At 56.5% G+C, this 16,876-nt stretch carries 14 protein-coding genes and 1 pseudogene; 3 read left to right on the forward strand and 12 right to left on the reverse strand.

Annotated elements, in window-relative coordinates; all coding sequences use genetic code 11:
* Positions 1-17 precede the first annotated feature (17 nt).
* Both QVZ43_RS13835 and QVZ43_RS13840 read left to right on the forward strand, forming a co-directional pair.
* The gene (locus QVZ43_RS13835) at positions 18-1,700 is read left to right on the forward strand and encodes an AMP-binding protein (protein WP_302910664.1); all 1,683 of its coding nucleotides are present in this window, start codon (positions 18-20) and stop codon (positions 1,698-1,700) included.
* 305 nt (positions 1,701-2,005) lie between these two features.
* Positions 2,006-2,782: an outer membrane beta-barrel protein gene (locus tag QVZ43_RS13840; protein ID WP_302910395.1), complete on the forward strand. Its 777-nt coding sequence runs from the start codon at positions 2,006-2,008 to the stop codon at positions 2,780-2,782.
* 341 nt (positions 2,783-3,123) lie between these two features.
* On the opposite strand, the gene QVZ43_RS13845 is transcribed toward QVZ43_RS13840, so the two are convergent.
* The 9 genes and pseudogenes from QVZ43_RS13845 to QVZ43_RS13885 form a co-directional block, all read right to left on the reverse strand.
* A complete protein-coding gene (locus tag QVZ43_RS13845; RefSeq protein WP_302910396.1) occupies positions 3,124-4,119 on the reverse strand; it encodes a branched-chain amino acid ABC transporter permease in 996 nt (331 codons plus the stop codon).
* A 2-nt stretch (positions 4,120-4,121) separates the two neighbouring features.
* Positions 4,122-5,009, reverse strand: coding sequence for a branched-chain amino acid ABC transporter permease (locus QVZ43_RS13850; protein ID WP_302910397.1), 888 nt, complete (start codon positions 5,007-5,009; stop codon positions 4,122-4,124).
* 103 nt (positions 5,010-5,112) lie between these two features.
* Positions 5,113-6,327, reverse strand: a complete 1,215-nt coding sequence (locus QVZ43_RS13855; RefSeq protein ID WP_302910398.1) for an ABC transporter substrate-binding protein — start codon at positions 6,325-6,327, stop codon at positions 5,113-5,115.
* 77 nt (positions 6,328-6,404) lie between these two features.
* Positions 6,405-7,127 (reverse strand): ABC transporter ATP-binding protein, encoded by a 723-nt coding sequence (locus QVZ43_RS13860; protein WP_302910399.1) that lies wholly within the window; start codon positions 7,125-7,127, stop codon positions 6,405-6,407.
* Positions 7,124-7,927, reverse strand: a complete 804-nt coding sequence (locus tag QVZ43_RS13865; RefSeq protein WP_302910400.1) for an ABC transporter ATP-binding protein — start codon at positions 7,925-7,927, stop codon at positions 7,124-7,126. The genes QVZ43_RS13860 and QVZ43_RS13865 overlap by 4 nt, the downstream gene beginning before the upstream one ends.
* A 71-nt stretch (positions 7,928-7,998) precedes the next feature.
* On the reverse strand, positions 7,999-8,808 hold the full coding sequence (locus QVZ43_RS13870; RefSeq protein WP_302910401.1) for an alpha/beta fold hydrolase: 810 nt from the start codon (positions 8,806-8,808) through the stop codon (positions 7,999-8,001).
* Positions 8,809-8,812: 4 nt separating this feature from the next.
* Positions 8,813-9,229: a PaaI family thioesterase gene (locus QVZ43_RS13875; protein ID WP_302910402.1), complete on the reverse strand. Its 417-nt coding sequence runs from the start codon at positions 9,227-9,229 to the stop codon at positions 8,813-8,815.
* Positions 9,213-10,851 (reverse strand): annotated as a pseudogene (locus tag QVZ43_RS13880) (AMP-binding protein). The gene QVZ43_RS13875 and the pseudogene QVZ43_RS13880 overlap by 17 nt, the downstream one beginning before the upstream one ends.
* Before the next feature lie 464 nt (positions 10,852-11,315).
* Positions 11,316-13,424, reverse strand: coding sequence for a choice-of-anchor Q domain-containing protein (locus QVZ43_RS13885; protein ID WP_302910403.1), 2,109 nt, complete (start codon positions 13,422-13,424; stop codon positions 11,316-11,318).
* Between the two features lie 171 nt (positions 13,425-13,595).
* Between QVZ43_RS13885 and QVZ43_RS13890 the strand changes: the two genes are divergently transcribed.
* The gene (locus QVZ43_RS13890; RefSeq protein WP_302910404.1) at positions 13,596-14,219 is read left to right on the forward strand and encodes a TIGR02466 family protein; all 624 of its coding nucleotides are present in this window, start codon (positions 13,596-13,598) and stop codon (positions 14,217-14,219) included.
* Here QVZ43_RS13890 and rrtA read toward each other — a convergent pair.
* The 3 genes from rrtA to QVZ43_RS13905 form a co-directional block, all read right to left on the reverse strand.
* Positions 14,176-14,775: a rhombosortase gene (rrtA, locus tag QVZ43_RS13895; RefSeq protein WP_302910405.1), complete on the reverse strand. Its 600-nt coding sequence runs from the start codon at positions 14,773-14,775 to the stop codon at positions 14,176-14,178. The two genes, QVZ43_RS13890 and rrtA, sit on opposite strands and share 44 nt — an antisense overlap.
* Before the next feature lie 77 nt (positions 14,776-14,852).
* Positions 14,853-15,809 carry an adenosine deaminase gene (locus QVZ43_RS13900; RefSeq protein WP_302910406.1) on the reverse strand — a complete coding sequence of 319 codons (957 nt, stop codon included), beginning with the start codon at positions 15,807-15,809 and terminating at the stop codon, positions 14,853-14,855.
* 195 nt (positions 15,810-16,004) lie between these two features.
* On the reverse strand, positions 16,005-16,772 hold the full coding sequence (locus tag QVZ43_RS13905) for an outer membrane protein OmpK (RefSeq protein ID WP_302910407.1): 768 nt from the start codon (positions 16,770-16,772) through the stop codon (positions 16,005-16,007).
* Positions 16,773-16,876: the final 104 nt, after the last annotated feature.

Raw genomic sequence — 16,876 nt, forward strand, 5'->3', positions numbered from 1 at the left:
AGGCAAAGACAATGAGCATGACGTTACCAAGCTACACCAGCGGCACTTCCGAAGCCCCACTGCTGGGCATTACCATCGGCGAGATGCTGGACCGAACCGCCAAGCAATACCCGGACACCGAGGCGCTGGTGTGCCTGCACCAGGACATCCGGTGGACCTACAAAGAATTCGTTGAAAAAGTAGATGAGGCTGCCCGGGCTTTCATCGCCATCGGCGTAAAACGTGGTGACCGGGTGGGCATCTGGTCGCCCAACCGCTACGAGTGGACCGTGACCCAGTTCGCCACCGCCAAGGTCGGGGCTATTCTGGTCAACATCAACCCCGCCTACGGTATGCACGAGCTTGAATATGCCATGAACCTGGCGGGCATCAGCGTGCTGGTCACGGCCGACAGCTTCAAAGCATCCGATTACCGGAAGACCCTCTATGAACTGGCACCGGAGCTGAAATCCAGCCAGCCCGGCAAACTGAAGTCCGATCGCCTGAAGGATCTGCGGGCGGTGGTCAACCTGGATACCGACAAGCACGAGGGCATGTGGACCTGGAACGAATTCGTTCAGCTTGCCAGCGACGTCAGCCAGGACGAGCTGGACAAGGTCCAGAGCCAACTCCAGTTCGACGATCCGATCAACATCCAGTTCACCTCCGGTACCACTGGCAACCCCAAAGGCGCCACCCTGACCCACCACAACATCCTGAACAACGGTTACTTCGTGGCCGAAAGCCAGCGCTTTACCCACGAGGATCGACTGGTGATTCCGGTGCCCCTGTATCACTGTTTCGGCATGGTGATGGGCAACCTGGGCTGTATTACTCACGGTGCGACGATGATCTACCCGGGCGAAGCCTTCGAGCCCAAGACCGTGCTGCAGGCAGTGCACCAGGAAAAGGCCACCGCCCTGTACGGTGTGCCCACCATGTTCATCGCCGAACTGGCGGAGCCGGAATTCGAAACCTATGACCTGTCCACCCTGCGCACCGGCGTCATGGCAGGTTCCATCTGCCCGGCCGAGGTCATGAAGCAGGTCAATGGCAAGATGAACATGAAAGAGGTTCAGATTGCCTACGGCATGACAGAGACCAGCCCGGTGTCGACCCAGACCAGTTCCCTCGACCCGTTCGAGAAGCAGGTCACCACCGTGGGACGGACCCAGCCGCACTTGGAAAGCAAGATTGTCGACCCTGCGACCGGCAACGTGGTGCCTCGCGGCGAAATCGGTGAGCTGTGCACCCGGGGCTACAGCGTGATGCTGAAGTACTGGAACAACGAGGAGAAGACCCGCGAAGCCATCGACGATGCAGGCTGGATGCACACTGGCGACCTGGCCACCATGGACGAGGACGGCTACATCCAGATTGTCGGCCGGATCAAGGACATGGTCATCCGTGGCGGTGAAAACATCTACCCGAAGGAAATCGAAGAGTTCCTGTACACCCACCCCTCCATCGAGGAAGTCCAGGTGACCGGTATTCCCGATGACAAATACGGTGAGGAGCTGATTGCCTGGGTGAAGCTGCGCCCCGAGGCTGAGCAAGTCAGCGCAGACGACCTGATCGCCTTCTGCAAGGGCCAGATCGCCCACTTCAAGATCCCCAGGAACTACAAGTTCGTGGATGAATTCCCGATGACCGTCACGGGTAAGATCCAGAAGTTCAAAATGCGGGAAATCTCGATCGAGGAAATGGGCCTGAAAAAGTAACACCCCCTTCCCACGCAACAAACCCCGGCCCAGTCCGGGGTTTGTTTCTTTCTGAATCCGTCAAATCACAATGAGGCCGGATATTGGCACTCACGCTTGCAGCGCTTAAGCATGGACATCCAGCACTATTTCTTTGAAAAAGCGCTCAAAAACAACAAACGCCTCAGTTAGAGGCGTAACCCAAGTTCCAAAATTTGGTATAAAACGGCGCGGCAAATCGATATTTGCCTTCAAAAGAGACATATCTGGCGGCCGAAATGTTGAGTGTTATGTCGCCCCAGAGGAACTTCCGGCAAGGAGCCCAAATGAAGTCTGCCAACAAACGTTTTGCATTAACATTCATAGCACTGACTCTTCTTTCCACCAATACACAGGCTGTATCGCCTTCTTATAGCTTCGTCTCGGTTGACTACCTGAGGACCGAACTACAGGATGTGCCACTCAATATCGGGACGTTTGTCTCGATACCGGACAAAGATGTGACGTTTGATGGCTTTCAGCTAACGGCCAGCTTCGATTTCGGAAACAACTGGTTTGGGCAAGCCCGTTTCCAGGAAATCACCGGTGACGCCGATCACATCATTGAAACGCCGCTCAGCAGTTTCGCTCCGGGCTCTCTACCTCCGGGGGCGACATTAATGCAACAAGTTATTGACTTTGATCTTAGCGGCTCGTTGGTGACGATATCCGCAGGCTACCGTTTCTTCCACGATGACCTGAGCAGCGCCTACCTTGCGGGCGGCTACGCACACACAGAAGTCGAAACCGAACTTACATACACCATTGTGTACCGGGATGCGAACGGCGACAGGGTTCCCAATCCGCCCGGCCGTTGGGATTCAGGCGCAGGATCTGAAAGTGGCGATGATTCCGGCGCAATTCTATCAATTGGATACCGACGAAACCTCACTGACACGCTTGAGCTGGATTTGCGTGCAGACCATTACACGGTAGGAGATTCTTCCACCGAGTTCACCATGCAAGGTGTCTATTCCCTAACCACAAGCCTGGGGCTCCAGATTGGCGGTAACTTCTATGATGATGGCAGTCAATATAATCTCGGCGTTCGCTACACGTTCTGAATGAAAAAGCTCTCGGTGCCTTTTGCGCCGGGAGTGTGCCGACCACGTTGCACTGCATTTGCTCACATCAGCCTTATCCACGACCGAAAGGGGACGTAGCGAGCGTATCCGTGATTCTGCCAGAGATGAACTTTCTTCATTTTACCGGATGCCCAACAGGCCTATCCTCTTTTCTCCGCTCTGCTCCAGCCTGTACCAGACCTCATCAATAAATCCACCTTTAAAGCGACCAACCTACCAATTCATCCTCTCTCCGCCTGCTTGGAAGATCATGCGGTTAAAGGGCGGACGAAAAAGGCCGCTACGAATAGCGGCCTTTTCAGCTTTGGGCAGTGTGGCATCTAGCCCATATTCCTCTTAAGGAACTTCTGGATCTCACCCACGATACCACTCCGGAAGGCCAGTACGGTCAGGATGAAGATCCCGCCCAGAATCGGATCCACCCAGTCGCGCAGGGACCCCTGGGACAGCTGGTACTCCACGTTCACCACAAAGGTGGCGCCGACGACGGGGCCGAGCAAGGTGCCCATGCCGCCCACCAGGGTCATCAGGATCACCTCGCCCGACATGTGCCAGTGGGCGTCGTTGAGCGAGACCAACTGGAACACCACCGACTTCATCGAGCCAGCCAGGCCGGCCAGCGCCGCGGAGATGACGAACGCCAGTACCTTGTAGCGGTCCACGTTGTAGCCCAGCGATACCGCACGGGGCTCGTTCTGCTTGATGGACTTGAGCACTTCGCCGTAGGGACTGGTAACGATCCGCTGAACCAGCAGGTAGCACGCCAGGAACACCGCCAGCACGAAGTAGTACATGTTCAGGTTATTCTCGAGGTTGATCACCCCGAACAGGTGGCCCCGGGGGATGCCGTGCATGCCGTCTTCGCCGCCTGTGAATTCCGACTGAACGAAGAAAAAGAACACCAGCTGCGCCAGCGCCAGGGTCACCATGGCGAAATAGATGCCCTGACGGCGGATCGAGAGTAACGCAAAGGCCAGGCCCATCAGGGTGGCCAGGGCGGTCCCCGCAAGAATACCCACTTCAGTGGTCAGGCCCGAATAATTGCTGAGCAAGTACCCGGTGGTATAGCCACCGGTGGCCAGAAAGGCCGCATGGCCAAAGGACAGCAGGCCGGTAAAACCGAACAGCAGGTTAAAGGCCACCGCGAACAGGGCAAAGCACAGGATCTTCATCAGGAAGACCGGGTACATGACAAACGGCGCGGCCATCAGCAGCAGAACCAGCACACCATTAAGCAGCATTTTTTTGCGGCCCTCGGCTTTCTGATCTTTCAGGATGGCGGTATGAATGTCGGTCGCATCGAATGACTGGCTCATGATTAAGCCTCCTTACCAAACAGACCCGCGGGCCGGAACATCAGAACCACCACCATGACCAGGAAGATCACCGCGGATGAAGCAGGCGGATAGAAGGTTTTGGTGAGACCTTCAATCACCCCCATCAGAATACCGGTAATGATCGCCCCCCCAATCGAGCCCATACCGCCAATAACGACCACCGCAAACACGGTAATCAGAATGTGGGAACCCATCACCGGCGTCACGGAGTAGATGGGGGCCGCAAGTACCCCGGCGAATGCGGCCAGCATCACACCGAAGCCATAGGTAAGACTGACCAGCAGAGGCACGTTGATACCAAAGCCCTGCATCAGCTGGGCATCCTCGGTGCCAGCACGCAGGTAAGAACCGAGCTTGGTCTTTTCAATCATGAACCAGGTGCCGAAGCAGACCAGCAGGGCTATCACGATGACCCAGGCGCGGTAATACGGCAGGAACATGAAGCCGAGGTTGACGCCGCCCTTGAACAGATCCGGCATCGAGTAGCGCATACCCGACACACCGTAGATGTTGGTCAGTACCCCCTGAAGCAACAGGGCAATACCGAAGGTCAGCAACAAGCTGTAGATATGGTCCTGGCCGGCGATTCGGCGAAGCAGGAAGTATTCGATCGTCACCCCGACAACACCAACCAGCAGCGGCGCCATAAACAGTGCAACCCAGTAGTTGACACCCAGAACGTCGAACAGGATGACGGTCGCCATGGCACCGAGCATGTACATCGCCCCGTGGGCGAAGTTGATAATCTTGAGCAGCCCGAAAATAACGGCCAGCCCGAGACTCAGTAGCGCGTAGAAAGCGCCGTTAATGACCCCGATCAGCAGCTGGCCGGACAGCACAGCTAAAGGGACACCGAAAATCATGGACATGTTGCTAGCTCCAAAAGCAGCGCAGAGGCATTAGCTGAGAACGTCATTGCAGATTCCTCAGGCTCCCCGGCCAGGGTGGTCGGGGAGCCCCGGAAGGTAGCTGTTACTCGCCGGCTACCAGCGGGCACTTGCTTTCAGACAGCGGACGGTAGGCTTCATCGGCCGGGATGGTCCGCAGGATCTTGTACAGATCCCACTCGTTTTCAGACTCATCCGGCGTCTTCACCTCAGCCAGGTACATGTCGTGCACCATACGGCCGTCTTCACGGATCTTGCCGTTCTTGGCGAACATGTCGTTGATCGGCGTTTCCATCATCTGCTTGCGAACGGTCTGGGCATCGTCGGAACCGGTGGCTTCAACCGCGTTCAGATACTGCATGGTGCTGGAGTAGATACCGGCGTGAACCATGGTTGGACGCACACCTGTTTCTTCCATGAAGCGATCGGACCATTCACGGGTCTCATCGTTCATGTCCCAGTACCAGCCGGTGGTCAGCTGGATGCCCTGTGCAGCTTCGGCACCCAAGGCATTGACGTCGGTCAGGAACAGCAACAGTGCTGCCAGGGTCTGGCCGGACTGGGTCACGCCGAACTCACTGGCGGTATTGATGGCGTTGGTGGTGTCTGCGCCGGCATTGGCCAGAGCCACTACGTCAGCGCCAGAAGCCTGGGCCTGCAGAATGAAGGAAGAAAAGTCCGGTGTCGGGAACGGGTGGCGCAGCGTGCTGACGATCTCGCCACCGTTTTCCTCAACCACCCGTGATACATCGCCCTCAAGGGCATGGCCGAAGGCATAATCAGCGGTCAGGATATACCAGGATTTGCCACCCTCTTTGACCACCGCACTGGCGGTACCGTTGGCCAGCGGATAGGTGTCGTACACGTAGTGAATGTGGTTCGGGGTGCAGTGCTCGTTCGTGATGCTGGAAGCCGCGGAACCGGAGATGATGCCCAGCTTGTCGTTCTCTTCGAGGATGTCGCTCACGGCAATGGAAACGGAGGAGGCTACCAGCCCCGCCACCAGATCAACATCTTCATTTTCAACCCAGCGGCGTACGGTGCTGGAGGCGACGTCGGCACTGTTTCGGTCGTCGGCGCTGACCACTTCAATCTTGGCGCCGTTCACCTTGCCACCGAAGTCGGCGATAGCCATTTCCATCGCTTTCAGGCCATTGGGACCGGCCAGATCCCGGTAGGTCCCTGACATGTCCGCCAGATAACCGATTTTCACGGTATCACCTGAGATGGCGGCCTGTGCGCCACCGGCCATCATGGCTGAGGCGACGGCTGAAGTCAGAAGCTTTTTCATCATTGTCATTGTTTTGTCTCCGCTACTGTTTTTACGTGGGTTCGTTCTTGTTGTTGGTCTTTTCTCTGGTTTCAGGCAATTCGGGATCACACACCCAAATAGCTGTCCAGCACCGACTGCTTGGCACTCAGTTCACCGGCACTGATTTCTTCCACAATCTGACCGTGCTCCATGACGTAATGGCGGTCAGCCAGCGGGGCTGCAAAGTGGAAATTCTGCTCGACCAGTACGATGGTCAAACCTTTTTCCTTAAGCTTCACCAACACCTCGCCCAGCTTCTCGACAATCACCGGGGCCAGGCCTTCGGTGATTTCGTCCAGCAAGAGCATATTGGCGCCGGTGCGAAGGATGCGGGCCATGGCCAGCATCTGCTGCTCACCACCGGACAACTTGGTGCCCTGACTGAAGCGGCGCTCGTAGAGGTTGGGGAACATCTCGTAGATTTCTTCGAGATCCATGCCACCACTTCGAACCACCGGCGGCAGGGTGAGGTTTTCCTGCACATTCAGCGCGGAAAAAATGCCCCGATGTTCGGGGCAATACCCAACACCCAGTCTGGCAATGTGGTGGGGAGCACGAGACATGGTCTCTTCCCCGTTGACCATGATGGAGCCGGTGCGGCGGCCCACCATGTTCATGATCGATTTGAGCGTGGTGCTGCGCCCTGCACCGTTGCGGCCCAGCAGCGTGACCAGCTCACCCCGGTTCACCACAAGATCAATACCATGGAGGATGTGGGACTCACCATAGAACGCGTGCAGTCCTGAAACCCGGAGTTGTTCGTATTCCCGGTCTGTATGCTGATTCATCGGGCCACCTCCGTCTGGTTTTCGCTACCGGCTGCACCGCGCTCGCCGCTGTCGCTGGTCCCCATGTAGACTTCCCGTACCCGCGGATCGGCAGACACTGTGTCGTAGTCACCCTCTGTGAGTACGGCCCCCTGTGCCAGCACGGTAATCCGGTCACACAGCTTCCTGACCACGCTGAGGTTGTGCTCAACCATCAGTACGGTGCGTCCCTTAGCAGCCGTGCGAACTAACTCGACGACACGATCGACATCCTCGGCGCCCATGCCCTGGGTTGGCTCATCAAGCAGCAACAGCTCCGGCTCCATGGCCAGGGTAGTCGCCAGTTCGAGCGCCCGCTTGCGACCGTAGGCAAGCTCCACCGTGGTGGTGTTGGCGTATTCAGCCAGGCCCACGGACGCCAGCAGTTCCATACAGCGCTCGTTCAGCTTGTTCAGAGAATTGCCTGACTTCCAGAAGCTGAAAGAGGTGCCCTCAAATCGCTGCAAAGCAACACGGATGTTCTCCAGAGCGGTCATGTGGGGAAAAACCGCCGAGATCTGGAAGGAGCGCACCACCCCTTTGCGGGCAATCGCAGCCGACTTCATGGACGTAATATCCTGGCCGTTGAAAAGGATCTGGCCACGGGTGGGAATCAGGAACTTGGTAAGCAAATTAAAGACGGTGGTCTTACCGGCCCCGTTGGGACCAATCAAGGCATGGATATGGCCTTTTTGAATCTTCAGATTCACGTCGTCGACCGCGACAAAGCCCTTGAACTCTTTGACAAGGTTGTGTGTCTCCAGAACGTACGGTTCACTCATGAGCCAGTTCACCTTTGTTATTGTTTTAAATTTAAACTACTTGAGAGGGTAGTTTTACGTACACGTAAACGTCAACTAATAACTGCGCTTTTAACACCCAGTTCTCTTGGCAAAAAGTCGCATAGCAAATTGAGAATCTGCTCTGGCCGTTCCAGATGAGGCGAATGGCCAGTGTCTGGCAAAAACACGGCGCGTGCTGTTTCCCCAATACCATCGACAATGTCAGTCACCTGCTCGGGCACCCCGTACCCGTCATCCTCTCCCTGAATAATCAGGGATGGGCATTCGATTGCATCCAGTGATTGCCTGAAGTCGAGGGAGGCCAGAAAACCTTCATCCAGCCACACGGTGTGCCAGGCCCTGAACAGGTCATCAGTGCGGGCACCGTGGTAGCGCTTCAGCTTTTCACGCAGGTCGGTTTCCCGGTATCTCGCTTTCATGTCCTGGATGCCCTTGATGGTCAGGTGGTCTGCGTAGGTATGGGCCGCCATTGTCACCAACGCACGGACACGCACTCCCATCGCCGCCGCTGCATGCAGAGCAATGGACCCACCGTCACTATGCCCCACCAGCACGACGTCCTCGATCGAGAGCGCATCCAGCAGCCTCGGTAGCCAGACCACACCATGCTGCTCCAGGTAATCGTATGGGCGCGCCAGAACCTCATCCGACGACTCGCCATAACCCAGTCGGTTGTAGACGAGCGCATCAAAGCCCGTGGCCTCGGCCAAACGCTCCGGAAACTTTCGCCACAGGGTGATGTTGCCCAGAGATTCATGGAGGAATACCAGTGTCGGCCCCGTTGGCTGCTCGTGCCGGATACGCCGCACCTCGATAGAAGTGTCGTTTCCGACTGAAACCATCGTGTCTTGAATCTGCATGAAGCTACCGTTCGGGTGGGATCGAATAGGTCATGGTCGAATGGGCAACCGGCTCTTCGGCGCCCTCGGAATAGACGAACACCTCGCCCACGCCCAGGGTCCGACCTACTTTCAGCATCTTCGCCCTCGCCCATATGGGCCGGTGAGCGACCGGTTTGCGCAGAAAGCTGATATTCAGGTTGGTGGTGACTGCCAGGGGCACGAGGCCAATTCGAGTCAACAGCGCAGCGTAAACAGTCACGTCTGCCAGACCCATCATTGCAGGCCCCGACACTGTTCCGCCCGGCCTGAGGTGCTCCTCATCCACCGCCAGTTTCATTTCTGCCCAGCCGTCTCCGAGCTTCTGCAGGGAGCCGAACGCGGCCCCCTGCGGAAACTGCTCGTCAAGAAATGCCCGGAGCTCCTCAAGCGTGACTTTCATGAGCCTTTTCGTCCTGTGCCCGGTTACGGAGAACAAAACGCTGGATCTTGCCGCTCGGCGTTTTGGGCAACTCGTCGACAAACTCGATCTCACGGGGGAAGGCGTGAGTCGATAAACGGCGGCGGACCAGATCCTGGAGCTCGTCTTTCAGGGTCTCGTCATTTGCCGGCGCCTGATCGCCCTTGATCACCACATAAGCCTTGATGATGGAACCACGCTTTTCGTCAGGCTTGCCCACCACACCGGATTCAGCCACAGCGGCATGCTCCAGCAGCGTGCTTTCAACATCCGCGGGCCCTACGCGGTAGCCCGCGGTGGTGATGATGTCGTCATCCCGGCCGCTGAAGGAGAAGCTGCCATCACCATGGCAGATCACCATATCTCCGGTGAGGTAATAGCCGTTCACGAAGGGGTCCTTTTCACCCCAGGTGTAACCATCGAAATGGAACAGGGGCGACGCCGCTACGTCGACCGCCAACTGGCCAACTTCGCCGGCACCAACCTCTTCATTCTTTTCATTCAGTGCAACTACCCTGTGGCCCGGGACGGGGTAACCCATGGAACCCTCACGGACGGGATGTGCAAGACCGTGAAAGTTGCAGCAGGTCATGCCCGTTTCTGTCTGGCCATAGTGGTCTTTAACCGGGCAGAAGTGACGGAGCTTGATCCAGTTAACCACCTCCGGGTTCAGCGGCTCACCCGCACTGCTGGCCACCCTCAAACCGAGGTTTTCGCCTTCAGGCAGGACATGGTCGTTGGCCTTGAGCAGACGGTAAGCCGTGGGCGCCGCCGCCAGGTTGGTGATCTTGTACTTCCGGATCATGTCGTAGGTAGATTCAGGAGTGAAACCGCCCGGATTAAAGTGGGTGGCATGCCCCATCAACAGCGGCCCCACCACGGCGTAGTACAAGCCATAGGCCCAGCCTGGGTCGGCGACATTCCAGTATCTGTCATCTTCACGCAGATCAATTGCCTGCTTCATGTAGATGTAGAACGGCGACACCCTTCGACTTGCCAACGGTGCCCGAGGTAAACATCTGCAGGAAAGGATCATCACCGGTGACCATCACCGGCTCGAATTCGCTGGGCTGCCCGGCAAGAACGGTCTCGAAATCGGCAATCTCCGCATTGATTTCTCCGGCATTCACTCCAACAACAGGAGGACATTCCTTAACGTCGTTCAGCTTGGGGTAATTTTCCGGATTGGTAACAACCAGCTTGGTGCTCGCGCGTTCAAAACGATATTCAATAGCACCGGAACCGAAGGCAGTAAAAAGCGGCTGGTAAACGGCACCAGCGCGCAGTGTACCGGCGATCACAATCAGCAATTCGGGCGTACGAGGCAACAGAGCGGCAACCCGATCTCCTTTTTTGATCCCCTTGGATTTCAGGTAATTGGCGAAGCGGGCAGACGCATCTTTCAGTTGAGCAAAGGTCAGTGCGCCTTCCCCACCGCCTTCTTTTTCATAATAGAGCGCGACCCTCTGCGGGTCGGTTGCCCACTTGTCACAGATTTCGTGACACACGTTCAGACCGCTATCAAGACGGCCATCCAAGACCTGCGCTTCCAGTGCGGCTGGGTCGAAATTGTTGTACACGGCAGTGTGTTCCGGAAGGCTCATTTTCAACTCCTGTTGTTGTTCTTGCTGAAAGTACCCTTGCATGATTAGCACAGGATTTCAGCTTACGTAAAGGTAAACTTTAGGCCAAGAAGACAAGAATCAGCATGTTGCGCCCTCCGTAAAATGACGACCGGTCGCATAACCACAGCAACGCAAAAGAAAGGGTCACAACTGATCTGGCATCGTTGACTACTGGGAGTGCGCGAGATTTCACGCCCTCAAAGAGTGCAGCCTAGACTGATCGTCTTCTGCAGAGGCCAGATAGCCCGCTTCAAGATTTCGAGGTACTACAAATTCGTGGCAGCTTACCCGATGACCGTGACCGGCAAGGTCCAGAAATTCAGGATGTGGAGATTTCGATTGAGGAGATGGGATGAAGAAATAAACCCTGCGGGAAGCATCTCAAAAAAAATCCCGGCAGTAGCCGGGGTTTTTGTTTTTTTTCACAGGAATCAGGATTCAAATTACGCCTTCCGACGCAACCGCCGCCATATGGCCAACGGGGCCAGCAATCCCAGGACAACCCCGAAGGAGCCACCGCCGCCGCTGCCACTGCCGGAAGAACTTTCCGCTACTTTGAGCGCAAACGTTGTGCTCGCAGAGGCTCCATAGGTGTCTGACGCAGTTACGGTGATCGTATACTCTCCTGCCAACTGAGCGGTACCGGAAATCACACCGCTCGTCGCGTCAACCACGGCGCCATCCGGCTCACCGTCGATCGCGTAACTCAGCAGGTCACCATCCGGGTCACTGAAGGCCTCGCTCGCATCTGCAGTGAAAGGTACACCCTCGGTTACTTCAAGAGCGACTATAGCGGAGGCAACCGGCGACCGATTCCCCGACTCCACAGCACCAATATCGATTACGCCGTTGAGAACACGTGCACTGCCTCGCTGATCCGTTTCTGGCTCACCCATAATATTAGGGTTCCCCGCCTCAAGCAGCGGGGAATCCACCATGGGAAAACGAGTCTTTGTTAGACCACCGTTGTCAGCCAGCCCTCCCAAACCCGGATCTACCTCATCCAGAATGTTGGAGGTATCAGCAACCGGAGGGGTACAGCTAGTATCGTAATTGGTCGTGTTGTCCCAAAAGCTGTAATCCAGGACCGCCTGAACCACCGTCGAGGATTCCCCGACACAGATGTTGCCAGTACCTTCCCCACCTTGGGTATTACCGGCAATGACCGTATGACTGATTTCAATACTGGCCGCACCGTCCGCGGTCAAAGCACCCGCGCTATAACCGGCTGTTCCCGCCGACTGATTGTCTGTAATGGTGCTATGGTTGATGGCAATATCGGGAGGGGAGACGTACCCGATGACAAAAATGCCGCCCCCGGTAGTCTGAGCCGCATTCCCATGAATTGTAGAGCTTTCAACGACCAAGCCGGGTTGCGGTATGCGCGCGTACACCCCCCCGCCGTCGGCACCAGCGCTGTTGTTAGCAAGCGTGGTCTTACTTATAGACACGGGCGAGCCTAGGCTGCCATTGTTGACGTAGACTGCGCCTCCGTTCGCGGCAGCCTGGTTCTGCTCGAACACGCTGTCTTGAATACCCAAATCAACAGAGGAGCTTTGATAAATGGCTCCGCCTGACAAGGCCGACTGGTTACCCCGAAATTCACTTCGCAAGACAGCCAAGGTTCCGGAACTCTCTCCCACCTGATTGATTGCGCCTCCTGAGCCCACCTGCGACTGGTTGCCATCAAACACAGAGTCTTCGATATTCAGCTCAACCGTATTTGCGCTAATAGCACCGCCGCTTGAATCTGCGAGATTGCTACGAAATTCACTACTGGCAATCTTCACCGAACCAGTTGTCGTTGATATCGCGCCCCCAACGCCGGTAGACGAGTTGGCCTCAAAAACACTGTCTTCGATGGTCAATTGAACCGTATTGCCGCTAATGGCACCGCCACTTGCAGATGCGACGCTTGAAGCTGCGACGTTGCCACGGAATTCACTACCAGTAATAGTCACCTGACCAGTCGGCACCGATATCGCGCCCCCAGCACCGTTAGACGAGTTGTCCTCAAAAACGCTGTCTGCAATGTTCAATGTTCCTGATGAGCTAATGACGCCTCCAGACGAACTGCTGGCATCAAATCCCACAAACTCCGCACGATCAAGGGAAAGTGAACTGGCACTATCCACAAAGACCAAGGTGCTTACTCGAAGGCTGTCGGGGTTCGGTACGAATTTCAGGTCGGTGATGGCGAGCGACGAATTCTCTGAAAATGCTGAGACTGTTGGACTGACCGCAATGGTTGCTGCTCCAACCGAAGGGCCAGTGATCGTTACCGTCCTTCCGCTCAGGCCAAGGCTAGTACTTGCCCAATCTAACGTCTGCCCAGCCAGCGAGTTGTCAACCCTAATCGAGCCACAGTTATCCGGACCGGCAAGTACGGTGCTAATCGCCTCATCGAAGGTCACTGTCTGGTCTGTATCGCTCGATGCGTTAGCCGCCGTCACCACCACATCCGCACACCCGAACGCCATCTGCGCATTCGCCAATGCAATCATTGCGACCAGTGGCTTCAGTACCGGCTTGGCCTTGCTGAGGTTAGTCATTTCTATGTCCCTACTGCTATTGGTGTTTCGTCCTGATTCCCGACCGGCCTCTTCGGTAAATTGCCTGTTCCACTGGCATTCGTGAGAAAGGAAGGCTTAGAATCCTTTATTCGCTGGGCAAATATTACCCCGCTTCTTTATTCCCGCTTTGTAAATTAATGTGAAATAGTCATGAAAGCTGAGAACCGTCACCATTTCGGTGTCCCCATTCTTGAAGTCCAGCTTCCCGAAGTGCGGGCCCGGTCTGAAGAGATTCGACAGTACCTGGAGAAATTGCGGGATGAAGATACCGATGGTATCCAGCGCTCTAACCAGCGCGGGTGGCATTCCGGCGATTCCCTGCATCAATCGAAAGAGCCGGTGATGCAATGGCTGACGGAGCAGATCTTCCAGGTGGGCAGTCGGCTGGCATTGCACGCCGAGCGTAAGCCACCGGAAACCGAGATTTTCCTGTCGTCACTCTGGGCGAACATCAACGATTTCGGTGCCTGGAACGCGCCCCACGCCCACCTGCCCTGCGAGTGGAGCGGCTGCCTGTATATTGATGTCGATGAGAATCCGACCGAAGAGAATGCGGGCATATGCCCGGGCGATATCATGTTCTTTGACCCGATCCCGGTGGGTGCGCCCTACCGGCCAGCACCCACGGTGAGCTATACCCCGAAGATCGGCACCATGTATGTGTTTCCGGGCTACCTGCTGCACATGGTGGCGCCCCACTACAACGAGCGTCCGCGCATCAGCCTGGCGTTCAACTTTCGGTTTGGAGAGAACCTGACCCGCATCGCCCGCTGACCCGGCGCCAGAGAACGGCCACCAGTGCCCCCATAATGAAACCAAGTTGGTGGGCCTGGTGGACCACCCGGAAGTCGTGTATCGGCTCGCTGCCCACAACGGGCCACCCCGCCGCATCGCCCACCAGTTTGATCACCACGAGCGCCAGCCCAGCCAGAGCGAGCCATCGGTGAGTGCTGATCATAAACACCGAGCCGGCCGCAAACAGGCCGCACAAAACGCCGGAAAAGCCTTTGTACCAGAGGATATCGGGGTAAAAGAGAAACAGCCCGCCGGTCACGGCCAGACCACAAGCCAGCGTCACCACCAGCCACTTGAGTTGAGACAACGCACCGCCGAACCACCAGGCCATCAGCCACAGCCCGGCCAGGTTGAACAGCAAGTGGGGGCCATCAATGTGAGTCAGGTTGGCAGTCAGTAGCCGCCACAGTTGCCCCTGTCCGACAAGCGCCCGGTGGTATTGAAGCCACTCGCCAACAGGCAACAACCAGATCAGTACCATCAAGGCGCTGATTGCGATGGGAACCAGAGGCAGGTTTCGAAACGTCGACGGCAAAACAACACCCTTGAATGCGTTAAGGGGCCATCATATACCGATTACTGGCTACTGGTCAGGCATGCCTTGAATGAACGCTAAGACGTGGGCACCAGCGCCGCATCGAAGCCGTTCTGTGCCAGTCGCCGGGCCTGATCGTCCGTCATGCCCAGATCCTTCCGCAAGGCCTCGAAGTTTTCCGTCATGTAGCCACCGAAGTAAGCCGGATCGTCCGAATTGACGGTCACCCTCAGGCCGTCTTCCAGCAACTTTAGAATCGGATGCTGACTCATGTGATCAAACACCTTGAGCCGGATATTGGACAGCGGACACACCGTCAGCGGAATCTGGTCCTTGCGCAGCCGCTCCATCAAGGCCGGATCTTCGGTTGCCCGAACCCCATGATCGACCCGCACCACGCCCAGCTCATCCAGTGCCTCCCAGATGTACTCGGGTGGCCCCTCTTCGCCTGCGTGGGCAACAGCATGCAGCCCCATTCCCCGGGCCCGATCGAATACCCGCTTGAACTTGGTGGGCGGATGCCCCTTCTCACTGCTATCTAGTCCTACTCCGATGAAGTGATCGCGAAACGGCAGCGCGGCATCCAGGGTCTTCTGGGCCTCCTCTTCGGAAAGATGACGCAGGAAGCACAGAATCAATCCATAGCTCAGCCCCCAGTCCGCTTTGGCGTCACTCAGGGCCCGGGTAATACCTTTGATCACCGTAGCCATGTCCACGTCCCGGTCGGTGTGGGTCTGGGGATCGAAGAAGGGCTCCACGTGGGTGACATTCTGAGCCCTGCACTGGTCGAGGTAGGCTTTGGTCAGGTCGTAGAAGTCCTCTTCGTGCAACAGCACCTGGGCACCCCGGTAGTAGAGGTCCAGGAAGTCCTGAAGATTTCCGAAGTCGTAGGCCTTTCGAAGAGCGTCCACGCTGTCATAGGGCAAGGTGATGCGATTGCGTTCGGCCAGGCGAAACATCAGTTCCGGCTCAAGGCTGCCTTCAATATGAATGTGCAATTCAGCCTTCTTCAGGGCGTTCAGATCGAGGGACATGATGAATTCTCTTCAATGCAGGATTGGCTTTCGAAACACGGCCAGCAGACTGACGCTGCGGATCGTCAAGCCGGATGGACGGCATAGTCGAACCAGTAAACAGCATCCGTTACCACGGGGGTAAGGTCACTATAGTCGATACGGGAAATGAGCGAGGAATCGGGAGCCCGGCGAACGCCGGACTCCCGGACTGGCTTAGAAGTGGAACTTCACCAGTGCGCTGACAGCATTCTCGGTACCGTCAACAAAGACCAGGTCTTGATCCAGGCCGAACTTGTTCCGCCAGTAGGAGTATTCAACACCGGCGTAGAGCACGCCCGGGTTGTTGGAGAAAGCACCCAGGTCCAGCTTGAACTGCGGGTTGATGTGCATCTCTGCCTTGTGATCGCTGGCCGCAGAAGAGTAGTCCATGAAGCCATCGAACAGGAAGCTGGCGGCGCCAACGTTGAAGGGCAGGCCCCAGGTCACGGTAAGCTGCCAGTCGTCAGCAGACTCATCGTTGTTGGCGTAGTAAACGTTGGTATCAACGTACTGGAAGCCCGGTACATCCCAGCTCAGGCCAATACCGGTCAGGTGGTTATCGAACGCCGGCACAAACGGGTCGTCGTTGGTACCAAACTCGTAGGTGTAGGCAACGAGTACATCTTTGACTGGGCCGAAGGCCATCGGCTGGCCAGTCAGCCAGCTCAGGCTCGCGCGCGGTGAGAACTCACCGTAGGTTTCATTGAACTCAGCGGTATCGCCGCGGGACTGCAGGCGGTCGATGAAGAAGAAGGTGTCACCCCAGTTGTGGGCAGTCACGTTTTCATAGGTAAAGGTCACCAGCTCTTCCGGAGTTACCTTGTAGTTGGTGCCGTAAAGCGCCGAAACGCTGGAACTGCTGAAAAACTTTTCTGCGTGGGCAGCCGGGGCCATTGCGCCAGCGAAACAAACGGCGGCAACCGCCTTACCAAATGTATTCAAAACAAGTCCTCACAAAGTTCATTGTCAGGCAGTGACGCTCCTGATTCGATCCGCTCCATCCCGGTCCTGCGAGCCGGTCCGTCGACCAAAGCCAGCCATGCTGT

This window comes from Marinobacter suaedae (genome assembly GCF_030519635.1).
In the GTDB taxonomy this organism is placed as follows: Bacteria; Pseudomonadota; Gammaproteobacteria; order Pseudomonadales; family Oleiphilaceae; genus Marinobacter; species Marinobacter suaedae.